Annotated in this window: 10 protein-coding genes; 4 read left to right on the top strand and 6 right to left on the bottom strand. The window is 36.6% G+C overall.

Features of this window, described 5'->3' with window-relative positions; all coding sequences use genetic code 11:
- Position 1 precedes the first annotated feature (1 nt).
- The 5 genes from mobB to BUA71_RS00110 form a co-directional block, all read right to left on the bottom strand.
- Positions 2–1,054 (bottom strand): MobB family relaxase, encoded by a 1,053-nt coding sequence (gene mobB, locus BUA71_RS00090; protein ID WP_072875557.1) that lies wholly within the window; start codon positions 1,052–1,054, stop codon positions 2–4.
- An 11-nt stretch (positions 1,055–1,065) separates the two neighbouring features.
- Entirely contained in the window at positions 1,066–1,446 is a 381-nt protein-coding gene (locus BUA71_RS00095) for a BfmA/BtgA family mobilization protein (RefSeq protein WP_072875558.1), read from the bottom strand.
- Between the two features lie 438 nt (positions 1,447–1,884).
- Positions 1,885–2,334 (bottom strand): JAB domain-containing protein, encoded by a 450-nt coding sequence (locus BUA71_RS00100; RefSeq protein WP_072875559.1) that lies wholly within the window; start codon positions 2,332–2,334, stop codon positions 1,885–1,887.
- Between the two features lie 65 nt (positions 2,335–2,399).
- Positions 2,400–2,780, bottom strand: a complete 381-nt coding sequence (locus tag BUA71_RS00105; RefSeq protein ID WP_072875560.1) for a DUF6876 family protein — start codon at positions 2,778–2,780, stop codon at positions 2,400–2,402.
- Positions 2,781–2,859: 79 nt separating this feature from the next.
- Complete coding sequence (locus BUA71_RS00110; RefSeq protein WP_072876798.1) at positions 2,860–3,204, bottom strand: single-stranded DNA-binding protein; 345 nt, start codon at positions 3,202–3,204, stop codon at positions 2,860–2,862.
- Between the two features lie 791 nt (positions 3,205–3,995).
- Between BUA71_RS00110 and hutH the strand changes: the two genes are divergently transcribed.
- On the top strand, positions 3,996–5,486 hold the full coding sequence (gene hutH, locus BUA71_RS00120; RefSeq protein ID WP_072875562.1) for a histidine ammonia-lyase: 1,491 nt from the start codon (positions 3,996–3,998) through the stop codon (positions 5,484–5,486).
- A gap of 12 nt (positions 5,487–5,498) precedes the next feature.
- Entirely contained in the window at positions 5,499–7,496 is a 1,998-nt protein-coding gene (locus tag BUA71_RS00125) for a urocanate hydratase (protein ID WP_072875563.1), read from the top strand.
- A 436-nt stretch (positions 7,497–7,932) separates the two neighbouring features.
- Here the strand turns inward: BUA71_RS00125 and BUA71_RS00130 are convergent, their stop codons facing one another.
- A complete protein-coding gene (locus tag BUA71_RS00130; RefSeq protein ID WP_072875564.1) occupies positions 7,933–8,811 on the bottom strand; it encodes a LysR family transcriptional regulator in 879 nt (292 codons plus the stop codon).
- A 166-nt stretch (positions 8,812–8,977) separates the two neighbouring features.
- Here BUA71_RS00130 and BUA71_RS00135 point away from each other — a divergent pair, with 166 nt between their 5' ends.
- Together BUA71_RS00135 and BUA71_RS00140 are read left to right on the top strand one after the other, a co-directional pair.
- Complete coding sequence (locus BUA71_RS00135; protein WP_072875565.1) at positions 8,978–12,058, top strand: SusC/RagA family TonB-linked outer membrane protein; 3,081 nt, start codon at positions 8,978–8,980, stop codon at positions 12,056–12,058.
- A gap of 18 nt (positions 12,059–12,076) precedes the next feature.
- Positions 12,077–13,525: a RagB/SusD family nutrient uptake outer membrane protein gene (locus BUA71_RS00140; protein WP_072875566.1), complete on the top strand. Its 1,449-nt coding sequence runs from the start codon at positions 12,077–12,079 to the stop codon at positions 13,523–13,525.
- The last annotated feature ends 19 nt before the right edge of the window (positions 13,526–13,544 follow it).

A 13,544-nucleotide genomic window follows, 5' to 3' on the forward strand; every position in this document is an offset into this window, starting at 1 on the left:
TTTAGATTCCGATTGAACTTGATTTTACAGCGATATCAACTCCCTTACGTAGTTTATGAAATAGTTTCAGAGCGAGTTGCGTCTGACTGACAGGGATGCTGGGCACCATTGGGATACCTGTTTCCTTTAATATTTTAAAAGCAATGGCTTTTTCACTGGCAGGTAACCCGGTTAAAGAAGCAAAGTAGTTTTTTGGGTTCTTGATAAACTGCTTCCTTGCTTTATAGGTTTCTACGAAGTTTCGCTGATACCCGAATGTTTGGTCAAATGTTTTTTCAGCGTTTTTAAAAAATTGATCTCGGTCAAAACCGCGTTTTACTGTTTTACCATTTAATTCGACCTGAGAAGCTCGGTATTTGCTTCCGGGCGATAAACTGAACCTATTGGATGCATCTTTACGACTTACAATGATATGGATGTGACTTTGGTTGCCTTCCTTTTGCATTCCCTGCACGATCCGCTGACCATTTTGTTGGTGTGGCGCTTGACGTTCCAGCTGATCAATTTGCCGTTGCATAATTTTGGTGCTTCCTGCTATTTCACCGCGTTCCACTTTTCGTATATTGGTCTTTAGCTGAAGGATTTTTGTGGCATAAGGCTGATTCTCTTTTACCTGTTTATCGGTACCCTTAAATGCTCGCCGGTGTTCAATTTTTGCATAGTATTTAATATTATCGATGCTTACCGGTCGCCCATTGATTTCGCGGTTAAAGGATTTCACGTAATCCTTCATTAATTCTCGCGTGTACTTTTTAAGATCTTCACTGCTATCTTGCAATCGTCTTAATTCGTACTTAGAAGGACTGACGGTAATGGAGTAGAAGCGAGGTTCGGTTTTTTCCAATTTTGCAGTATTTTTATCAATAGCTTTGACCACTTTTGAAGCTGAAATTTCATCTTCATATTGATTGAAAAAGTGTTCTATATTTTCTGCAGCTCCAGATGGCAATTCTCCTTCTAAAGCTTGGTTTTCTTTTTCCAGATAATCCACAAAATCTGCTGAACTTTTGGAATAACTAGCGCCCAATTTTTGTGGTGTGATCGTGATATACATAGCTAGAAATTTTAGAGTTTGTTCTTGGGATGTCGTTTTTCCTGGAAGCGTACTTCCTTCTTTTCTTCCGTGAATTTCTTTTCCAGGATTAGCGGCTTCTTTTGAGGTGTATCGATTTGGAAAAGGGATTCGATCATGGCCACGGTAGGTTTGGTTTGGGTCTTTTCCATATCCTTCATTATGGCAATCACCGCATTGATCCGTTTCTTTAAATTGGCTTCAATGGTTCGTCCGGTAGGTCCCAATCTTTCCCGTGGCGAGATTTCGTTGTAGAAGAAAAAATCGAGCATGGTGGCCAGGGCTTCGGTGTGGGAATTGAAGTGTTTTTTGGAAAATTGCTGGAAACGTTTTGCCGTTTCTTTTTTAAACCTAATGCCGCTAAATGAGTTCATAATTCGCTGATTTGTCGCAAATTCTTCCCTAAAAATGAACGTTGGCAGCGCATTTGTCGCAATTGGCTAAACGTCACGAAACTGCAATGATTTTAAGTCGCTGGTAATCAGCAACTTAAAAACGAAAAGGAGTATGTAACGCGGCTCTGCCCGTTACCCTCTTGCTACTCCTTTTCGCCACGAGTACTCGTGGCAAAAATTTCGTACAATACCGCTAATCGCGATTGCCGTCGCAAGCAGATTGCCATTTTAGGAAAATCAATTTCCGGTATGTTAATAATTGAAATGCAGGGTATCAGCGAAAGTCAAAAATAGGATCCCTGGTAAAATTAAAAGCTGATTTTCAGCTAACTAAAGATAGTAATTTTTTTGGAAACCAATCATAAAAAAAGACCTCTGAAAATTCAAAGGCCTTTTAGATTAAAAAAAATATTACTTTTAAAGAATACCTTCATCGGCAAAACTGTAATACCGTCCATTCGGGGAAATGATCAAATGATCTAAAACTTTAATATCAAAAAGTTCCCCGGCATGCTTAATTTTTTGGGTGAGGCGTTTATCGGCTTCACTAGGTCGAAGGGTCCCACTTGGATGATTATGTAGTAATATCAAAGCCGTCGTGACTGACTTTAACACCACGGCAAACAAGATACGAACATCGACTAAAGTACCCGTGATTCCGCCGGTTGATAATTCGTAAATACCTTTTACCCGGTTGGCATTATTGAGCAGCATAATTTTAAAAGTCTCTTGCAGTTCAATACTGTTTTTGTTCCACTGCCCAAAGGCTAGATCTGCCGCACTTTGGGAACAGGTTATTTTAGGAAGCAAATTCACTTGAGTACTTCCGTTGTAACTTATGGCTATTTCATTAACTTTGGTTTTCATTGTTAGCTTGATTAAAGGGTTAATAATAGAGGGCGTAACTTTCGACAGGAGCGCCCTCTTTAATTTTAATATTCGCTGGGTAACATCAGCGTATTGTTGACAAAAAACAATCGCAGTTTATCGAGTGGGAAATCCATTACCCGGTAGCGGTGTTTCTCCAATATATTATCGTTGCTGTCGGAATACATTATTTCAGCCTCGTAACCTTTAGCATTTTGCTCCACTTTAGAAAGTCTTTTACAATCGATCGTAATAAACGCGCTACGTGCTATATGGCATTTTGCAATTACTGAAGCATCTGTAATCAGCCAAAAACATTGGGCAGCTTCCGCCAAATATTTCAATCCGTTAGTGTACCGGGTGTTTAACAATGGGATTTGAAATAAGGTTTCAGAACCGTGAAAATGTTGCAAGCCTTCTTTAATTTCATTAATTTGTGCTTTCATAATTTTTTTTAGTTTTATAAGTTATTTATAAAAGAGGGCGTGACCTTCGACTGAAACGCCCTCTTGTTTAATTACCGTGTTATGAATTGCCGTTTTTAGTGCCTAAAAGCAAAATTTCATTTGCTTCTACCTCTGTGATATAGCGTGTAACCCCGTCTTTCTCGTAACTGTGGGATTTTAGTTTTCCGCTAATTCCAATTTCTTTTCCCTTACCGGCATATTTCTCAATAATTTCGGCAGTTTTGTTCCAGGCTACAATGGTGTGCCATTCGGTTTTTTGAACTTTCTCTCCATTGGCGTTTTTATAAAACTCATTGGTGGCCAGTGAAAAGCGGACTACTTTTTTACCGCTATCCAGGTTAGTGATTTGTGGTGCTTCGCCCAGGTTTCCGATTAACTGTACTTGATTTTTTAAAGTGCTCATAATAAAAGATTTAAATTGATTAAAAATGCTACCCAAACCTTTTGGATAGTTTTGGTTTATATTTTTTTTAAGCTGATTTACTTATTATATCCAGAGCGTTTTCCTTTTTTTAGTCCCGCTTCCTTTTTGATGTTTTTAAATGATTTCATAATGATCTTTTTAGATTTACTTCCTACAGAGCCGTCCGCTGTTACCTTCTTTTTGTTGCTGATACATTTTCAAGACCTGGAATTAAGAAGGAGTTATAAAAGGGAGGCACGACCGGTTATGCACTCCGTTTAACTTCCAGGTATTGGTATTTTGCTTACAAAAAAAGGGTAGGGGCAGCGGTGGCTCGGGGGTAGGTTTAAATAACTATGATGAATTATAAAAACACGGGAAGGGGGACTACATGAAAGAATGACATCCTATTAAAGCGAACGCTATTCCCAATTTTAAGTTGGGAGTGGAGTGAAGTCTTCCGCCGGGGCGGAAGGTGTAATGCAATTGACAACTAAAATTGGGGAATGTGTTCAAGACTTTGGGAGGGGAAGCTCTTTGTCCTAATAGTGTCTTACTATGAAGCATTTTGGAAGTAGTAATAAAATTAAAACAAGATCTATCTCATAATCTCCATTGGAGACGTTTATGGCTTTGATGAAACCATCAAAAGGCGCCCGCACCTGTTTGCCGCTGCCCTACAAGGTCTTTATCTTAAATTGATAAGCTGTAGTTATCAACTATTGATGAAATTAGTCCTATAAGTTATGAAAAAATGGAGTTACTTTGCTGTAAATTAATTTTGATATTATATGTTTAAATATGGAATTGATCGGTTATCAATAAAAAAAGTAAAGGACATAGTCGATGGCACTTTGAGAGGGAATTTAACAGATACAGCAAAGGAAAGGATAAACTCAAGTAGAAAAAAAGTAGAGGTTATAGCCAAGCAAAATAAAGCAGTCTATGGTATTAATACTGGATTTGGTCCGTTGTGTGATAAACAAATAGCCCCAGATGAAACTAAAAAGTTACAAGAAAATTTATTGATAAGCCATGCAGTTGGAGTTGGAAAGCCTATTGACAAAAAGTTGTCAAAAATTATGATGATCTGTAAAGTACACGCGCTATGTCAGGGATTTTCTGGAGTAAGGCTTAGCTTGATTGAGCGAATTATATATTTTATAGAAAATAACTTACTTCCAGTAGTGCCAGAACAAGGCTCTGTAGGTGCTTCAGGAGATTTAGCACCCCTATCTCACTTATTTTTGCCTTTAATAGGAGAAGGCGATTTTTGGATTGAAGATGATATTTGTTCAGCTAAAAAAGTCTTATCCTCTCACGGATTGAAGCCATTACAATTAGAAGCTAAAGAAGGTCTAGGGCTCATAAACGGAACGCAATTTATTTTGGCCCATGCTATTAAAGGGCTTGATAAGATGAAATACCTACTGGATTTAGCAGATGTATCGGGGACTATGAGTCTAGAAGGGTTTCAGGGAAGTGCTGCTCCGTTTAAAAAAGCTTTGCATGAAATTCGTCCTTTTCCAGGGAATTTAAAAGTAGCCAAGAGAATTCGAAAATTGCTAAAAGATTCTCAGAATATAGAAAGTCATTTAGAGTGCAACCGTGTACAAGACCCTTATTCAATTCGATGTATTCCTCAAGTACATGGTGCTTCTAGAAATGCTTATTATCATTTAAAAGAGTTGACAGAAATAGAAATGAATTCTGTTACCGATAATCCGATTGTTTTGAGTGAAACCGAAGCTATCTCTGGTGGTAATTTTCATGGACAACCTTTGGCAATGGCTATTGATTATGTCGCCTTGGCTGCCTCAGAATTAGGAAATATTTCTGATAGACGATGTTATTTATTATTAGAAGGCAAATATGGTTTGCCAAGATTACTTACGAAAAACGAAGGATTAAATTCGGGCTACATGATTCCGCAATATACTACAGCTGCATTGGCGGCAGAAAATAAATCCTTGTGCTTTCCGCCATCGGCAGATAGTATACCAACATCTTTAGGACAAGAAGATCACGTATCTATGGGAAGTATTTCAGGCCGTAAACTGAATCAGATTTTAGAAAATATCGAAAAGATTCTAGCAATAGAATTAATGTTTGCAGTACAAGCCGTAGAATTTAGAAGACCCAATACATTTTCAAAAATTATAGAGGAAAATATTGTAATTGTCCGAACTAAAGTAGATAAGTTAAAGGATGATAGAATATTAAAATACGACATCGACAATATGATTGATTTAGTAAAAAACCAATCTTTAATTGTTAAGTAAATTACTTATAATATGACATTTCAAGAAAAAATTCTACAAGGAATACCGAATAATCTGCCTGCAAAAAAAGCTTGCGTTAAGAATATTAATAGAGCACCCAGACGTAAAGATATTTTATCAACTAAGGAAAAACAATTAGCAATTAAAAATGCTTTGAGGTACTTTCCTAAAGATTGGCATCAAGAATTAGCGGTTGAATTTGCTGAAGAATTACTCAGTTTTGGTCGTATTTATATGTATCGATTTAAACCGGATTATCAAATTTATGCAAGAAATATTGCTGAATATCCTGGGAAATCTTTGCAAGCTAGAGCTATTATATTAATGATCCAGAATAATCTTGATCCAGAGGTGGCGCAGCACCCTGAAGAATTAATTACTTACGGAGGTAATGGATCGGTGTTTCAAAATTGGGCTCAATATCTTTTGACAGTTCAGTATTTAGCTACAATGACCGACGAACAGACCTTGCACTTATATTCTGGACATCCCATGGGCTTATTTCCATCCTCGAAGAGTGCTCCAAGAGTTGTTATTACCAATGGAATGGTAGTGCCCAATTATTCGCAACCAGATGACTGGGAAAAATTCAATGCGTTGGGCGTTTCTCAATATGGACAAATGACTGCAGGCTCGTTTATGTATATTGGACCGCAAGGAATTGTTCATGGAACCACGATTACTGTAATGAATGCATTTCGGCAAATCTTGCCGAAAGGTGAGAATCCAAATGGAAAAATTTTCTTAACCTCTGGATTAGGAGGAATGAGCGGTGCACAACCGAAAGCAGGAAACATTGCCAATTGTATTACTATTTGCGCAGAAGTTAATCCGAAAGCAGCAATGAAAAGATATGAACAAGGCTGGGTAGATGTCCTAATTGATGATCTGGATAAACTAGTCGATAGAGCAAAACAAGCTCAAAAAAATAATCAAGTTATTTCCATTGCCTATATAGGTAATGTAGTTGATATCTGGGAACGTTTTTATGAAGAAAATATTTATATTCATATTGGTTCAGATCAAACTTCACTGCATATTCCATGGACAGGAGGATATTATCCGGTGGGTATTTCTTATGAAGAATCTAATCGACTGATTCGAGAAGAACCAGCTTTATTTAAAGATAAAGTGCAGGTATCTCTAAGAAGACAAGCAGCCGCTATAGGTAAGCATACTACAAGAGGTACCTATTTTTTCGATTACGGTAATGCGTTTCTACTGGAAACTTCCAGAGCAGGAGCAGATGTAATGGCAGAGAATAATATTGATTTTAAATATCCATCATATGTGCAAGACATACTGGGGCCAATGTTTTTCGACTATGGTTTTGGGCCATTCCGTTGGGTTTGTACTTCAGGTAAACCGGAAGATTTGGACACTACAGATAAAATAGCTGCAACAGTATTGCAAGAAATCATGGAAAATTCTCCAGAAGAGATTCAGTCCCAAATGGAAGACAATATCAAATGGATTAAGAATGCTAAAAAGAATAAAATGGTCGTTGGTTCGCAAACACGTATATTATATACAGACGCTGAAGGTAGATTAAAAATTGCAAAAGCATTTAACGACGCTATAGCAGCCGGAAAAATAGGGCCTATAGTTTTAGGAAGAGATCATCATGATGTAAGTGGTACGGATTCCCCCTACCGGGAAACCTCTAATATCTATGATGGGAGTAAATATACTGCGGATATGGCCATTCATAATGTAATTGGTGATAGCTTTAGAGGCGCTACCTGGGTGTCCATTCACAATGGCGGAGGTGTAGGTTGGGGAGAAGTAATAAACGGGGGATTTGGAATGGTGTTAGATGGTACACGGGAGGCTGAAGCAAATTTAAGGAATATGTTATTTTATGATGTTAACAATGGAATCGCACGTAGAAGCTGGGCCAGAAATAAGGAAGCTGGCTTTGCTATTAAAAGAGAAATGAAAAGAACGCCAAACCTAAAAGTGACACTTCCAAATTTAGTTGAAGATACTATTTTAAATAATTTATTTTAATTTTCACCTTGTCAAAAAAATAATTCAATTCTACTAATTTCTGGGAAAGATATTAATTGAATTACCTACAATTCAGAGATCTTATTTACTTGTGGAAAATGGTTTAATTTCTCACTTCGACAAAATGGCAGAATACCAAAAAATAATTGATTAAGGCTTAATGTTAGCTCTGGTTGTTGATTACAACTCTGATTCTATCTTTCTGGAAATATGAATATAGTGGTTTTCTCGATCTATATTAAACGGAAAATCCGTCCTTGGTAAGACTTTTAGTGGTGAAACAATTGATGTTAATTATACTGTGAGTTTAGGGCATAAAATTGATGTGCTAACCAATAAAAGGATGCCATAGACTTGAATCCGGTAATAAAATGGATACAATAAATCAATGTTTATACATTTTCTAAAATGTCTCTTGTTATTTATAATTTTCCTCCTAAAGTAATTCTAAAAAATCATCTAAAATAGGATTGGTGTTTTTTCTATCCCATACGACCGATAAAGTTGTTCGCTGTGGAATATCTACTAATTCAATAAACTTGACATTTTCATAATATGGGATTTGTAATGATTTAGGAATAATAGAAATACCAAAATTATTTTCAATTAGTTTGAAAATAGAATTAGCATGTATACTACTATGAGATACTTTTGGAATAAAATCATTATCGTCAAAAATTTGCATTATTTTTTCAAAATACGATGGACTGAATTTAGGATCAAACAATATGAAAAATTCATCCTTAAATTGAGATAAATTCTTGTAATTGGAACTATCGATTGGATGATCTTTAGGTAAAACTAAACAGAAAGTTTCTAATAAAACAGATCGAAGACTCAAACCCGTCGGAACCCTCTCTAATCTAATAAAGCCTATATCGATATTTTGTAAAAGTAAATTTTCTACTTGTTTCTGGTTATCCATCTCTTTCAGAACGAAGTTAATATTTGGGGAGATCCTTTTAAATTTTAATAATAATTCTGGAATGATTTTTTGTATTGCAGACCCCACATAGCCTATAGTCAAACTACCCTCCTTACCGTTTTGGAGTAATTTAGCATGGTTAATTATTAGATTTAAGTTTTTTAAATTTTTTGTTATTTCATGTTTAAAATATTCTCCTACGTGTGTCAGTTTTACTTTTCTATTGTGTCGTTCAAATAATTGGATTCCCAAATCATCTTCCATTTGTTTGATTTGCCTACTAAGCCCAGGTTGCGAAATGTACAATTTCTCTGCGGCTTTTCTAAAATGGAGATCTTCAGCCACTGCTAAAAAATATCTAAGATGTCTAAATTCTATTTGATTACTCATAGGTATCAATAATTAGCTAAGTTAGTCTTATTTGGTATCAAAAATAATACTAAATTTGAATTATTCAAGTTGAAAGAACGATTGTTGTGAAATTATTGTTCAGTATTAAAAAAATTTAGATCTTTCTCTCATAAACATTGTTATCATTATCAAAAATCAATTATTCATGAAAAATAAATTACAATTAATTTTGACACTATTTTTAGTGTTGATTTTACAGTCAAGCATTGCGCAAGAAAAGACAGTTTCGGGTATTGTTACGGGGGAGGATGGTATACCTATGCCTGGTGTGACTGTAATGGTTAAGGGTACTAAAACCGGAACCCAAACCAATTTTGACGGAAAATATTCTTTAAAAGCTAATATAGGTGATGTTCTTAATTTTAGTTTTATGGGTAAGAAAGTTGTGAATCGAGTAGTTGGTATTGAAGATGTTATTGATGTTAAGATGCAGAAGAGCGCGGAGGCTCTTGATGAAGTAATGGTGGTTGCCTACGGATCTTCGGATAAGCGGAGTTTTACCGGGGCAGCGGAAACCGTGAATTCCGAAGCACTTACTCGTAGTTCTACAGCTAGTTTTGAAACTGCCCTTCAAGGAAAAGTTTCTGGGATTAACATTTCTACTTCGGGACAGCCGGGTGGTAAATCTAACGTTCAAATAAGGGGTATTGGATCTATAAGTGGTAACACCCAGCCTTTGTATGTATTGGATGGAGTAGTAATTAACACCAATTCAAATTTAAGAGCCGGTGATGATATGGTGGGAAGCACTGGATATAATCCTTTATCCACTATTAACTCTGAAGATATTAAAAGCATTACAGTTTTAAAAGATGCTGCTGCTTCCTCGCTTTATGGATCCAGAGCCGCAAACGGTGTTGTTATTATTACTACGAAAAAGGGCAAGGATGGAGAGACAGAAATTACACTTGGTGTTGAAACAGGGTATAGTCAAAATCTTACAGAAGAAAACCTTATAAATAACGACCAATTTAAAGACCTTTGGATTGAAGGTCAGATAAATCAATATATTCAAAATAGTGAAAACGCTGAATTTACCAGGGTCTATGCTAATAATTCCCTTTATAGTTCCTATGAAAATCAGGCTACAAGTGATTATACAGATATATATGGTAGTAATAATGTTAATTCAGACTGGCTTGACGCTATTTATCAGAATGGTTTAATTCAGAAATACAATCTTTCAGCAAGGGGAGGAAATGAAAAAACCTCTTTTTATATCTCGGGGAATTTTTTGGATCAAACAGGCACAATTATAGAAACAGGTTTAAAACGCTATTCTGGGAGATTAAACCTTGAAAACCAGGCAAAAGATTGGCTTAAACTCGGAGTCAATTTAACGGTAGCAAAGTCTGAAAGAGACGCCGCAAACTTTGACGGTTCATATGCCGGAGGTTTGAATCCGCTGTATATGGCTAGAGTACTTCCACCTGCAGCATCAATATATGATTCGGAAGGCTATAGAGGTTTTGCAAACCTTCCCAATGATATTGAAAAAAACGCCAATCCAATAGGGGTTTTAAAGGTCGGAGATTATGAAAATACCGAATTTAGGGTAAGGGGAGATGCCTTTGCAGAATTTCAAATTTTGGAGGCCCTTAGTTTTAAGACCACTTTTGGTATAGATCAGCAAACGATTGATGAAACATTATACGACAATAAAGAGTTTGGTGCAGGTGGTGGTATTTGGAATGGTGTTCTTAACCGTGTGAAGAGTGAGGTATTGCAATACACAACCACAAACGTATTAAACTATAATGATAACTTTGAGAATCATGGCCTTGATATTTTGGTAGGACAGGAGTCACAAGTTTCTAAAATGAGCTCAATAAATGTCTATGGCTATGATATTTTAGACAGTGAATTATTATCAGCCAGCAGTATTGGTACGCTTTGGAGCCATACTGGTTTTGCAGAGAACTATTCACTTTTGTCTTATTTCTCGCAGATCTCATACGATTTTGATCAAAAATATTATGTAGCAGCAAGCTTTAGGCGGGACGGCTCTTCGCGATTTGGAAAAGATTCCCGTTGGGGAACATTTTGGTCCGTTTCTGGAGGTTGGGTAGCCACCGAGGAAGATTTTCTGAAGATAGATGGTTTGGAATATTTAAAGTTCCGGGGAAGTTATGGAACTAATGGAAACTTGCCGCCTCAATATTATGCCGCCTTAGCATTTTTTGCAACAGATGGTAAGGGGTACGGGGGAGAATCTGGTTTGTCTTATGGGCAATTACAGAATCCAGATCTTTCCTGGGAATTAAGTAAAAACTTTAATATTGGAGTGGATGTCAACCTATTGAGCAATTTAGATTTAACGGTTAATTACTTCAGAAAAAAGACCGAAGATTTATTGCTGAATGTTCCCGTTTCCTTAAGCACCGGTTTTATGACCCAATTGCAAAATTATGGTTCGATGATCAATAAAGGATGGGAGTTTGAAGTTGGATATAATTTTGTTTCTACCGAAGATTTTTCCTGGAGCAGCAGCGCTAACCTAACTATTCTTGATAATAAGATTACCAAACTTAAAAACGATATAGTTCCTACATATAGTTCAAGATATGGTCAGGATCCTTTGATTATTAAGGAAGGCGAAAGTATCTATTCGTTTTATTTAAGAGATTATGCTGGTGTAGATCCTTCTACCGGTTATGCACAATATCATATTTTGGATGATGGAAAAAGGACTGGTGAGCTTACAACGAATGCTCAAGAGGCTGGATACGGAATTTTTGGGGATGCTTTACAGGATTTTCAAGGTGGTTTATTCAACCAGTTAAATTATAAAAACTTTACATTCGATTTCCAATTTACTTTCGGTCTGGGAGGTAAGGTGTATGATCGTACTGCTTTTAAACGCGACGACGATGGATTTGCCCCTCAATATACCAATACAGTTGCTCAACTTGATCCCTGGAATCCAAATAATACAGATGCTACTGTGCCTATAAGGATCAATGGTAACCCAACATTTTCAAATGATGTTTCTACAAGACATTTATATGATTCAGATTACCTTAAACTAAGGAATGTTAAATTGACTTATAATTTACCATCCTTATGGGATACTATAACTGGCGGCTCTGTTTACGTGCAGGGGGATAACCTATTCCTCCTAACCGAATTAGATGGATATGATCCCGAAGCTGTGGTTGATGGAGTAAATTTCTTTCAGGTGCCAACGGCCAGGACCATTTTGTTAGGGCTTCAATTACAATTTTAGAACTTAAAAAGCATTAAAATGAAAAATATTATAAATAGCATTCTAATTGTAGGATTAATTGTTCTTCAAGGATGCAGCGAAGATGTACTTGAACAAAGACCAGATCACGTTATCTCGGAGAACCTTGTACTTAATTCCGTAGAAAAACTCGATAAATTATTGACCGGAACTTACAATGAAATATCCCGGAATACTTATTTAGGAAGGGTTTTGTACAAAAGGGCAGCGGTAAAAGGCACAGATTTTAGATTTGTAGAAACTACGTATAATCCCAGGGATTATGAATTAATAGCCTATAAGTATGAAGAAAGTAGTAATAATAGTGGAACCTGCGAAGACTTATGGATTCAGTCTTTTAAAGCTATAAATAATCTGAATCTGATCATTAATAATATAGAAGCTGCGGAAGGTAACGCTGAAAAAAAACAGGAGGTTTTGGGAGAGGCTTTAGGCCTAAGAGGAATGGTTTATTTTGATCTGGCCAGAACTTTCGCTTATCCCTGGAAAAGGGCCGGAGCGACTTCCCAGGGTTTACCCGTAAAACTTTCTTCGGATGAAATTGTTACCGAGAGAAGTAGTCTCGGTGAGACTTATAATCAAATTATTCTTGATATGGAGAGTGCTCTGGATTTATTAGGCGAAAACGACTGGGATCAAGGAAGCACTAAGTATTTAACTAAAACCGGGGTTGAAGCTTTATTAGCCCGAGTATATCTTTATAAAGAAGATTGGGAAAATGCCTTTAAGTATGCAAAAGAAGTAATCGCTACCAGAGGTGAAAGTAATTTAATGGGCGTTAATTCCTATGCTTTTGAAGACTATAATTCAGAATCTCTTTTCGAATTGAGTATTACCAGCCAGAACTCGCTTGGTAGTAACGGTTTGGGAGCCCAATTTGATTTAAAAAACGGAGGACAAGGGGACATCATAGCCACGCAAACCTTTGTAAATCTTTTAAGTGCCTATGAAGGAGATCCAAGAGCTGCATTGCTCGAGGAGGACAAAGAAGGTACGAATAATGCATTTGTTAAATATGTGAATCGTAGTGAAGGTGGTGGATTAAGTGCACACAACATTCCTGTAGTAAGACTTTCCGAAATGTATTTAATAGCCGCAGAAGCAGCTGCTAATGGTGCTGGAGGAGGTGACTCTGAGGCATCAAATTACCTAAATACCCTTATTGAAAAAAGAACTACAAATTTCACTACTAATCAGGCTACGGAAACCGGCGAGGCATTAAAACAAAGAATTGCGGAAGAGAGAAGAAGGGAGCTTGCTTTGGAAGGACATGGTGTTTACGATTATATTCGGAGGGGTGAAGATATTAATCGTCCAGTTAATGAACACGAGAATACTGGAGTAGATGTATCTAATTTGGATATTCAGGCTACAGATAACAGGACTATTTGTCCCATCCCTGCCAGTGAAATTGAAGCTTCGGGAATGGAACAAACTGAAGGATATTAAAAAACATAAAGGATTTAAT

Source organism: Salegentibacter echinorum (assembly GCF_900129445.1).
Taxonomy (GTDB): Bacteria; Bacteroidota; Bacteroidia; order Flavobacteriales; family Flavobacteriaceae; genus Salegentibacter; species Salegentibacter echinorum.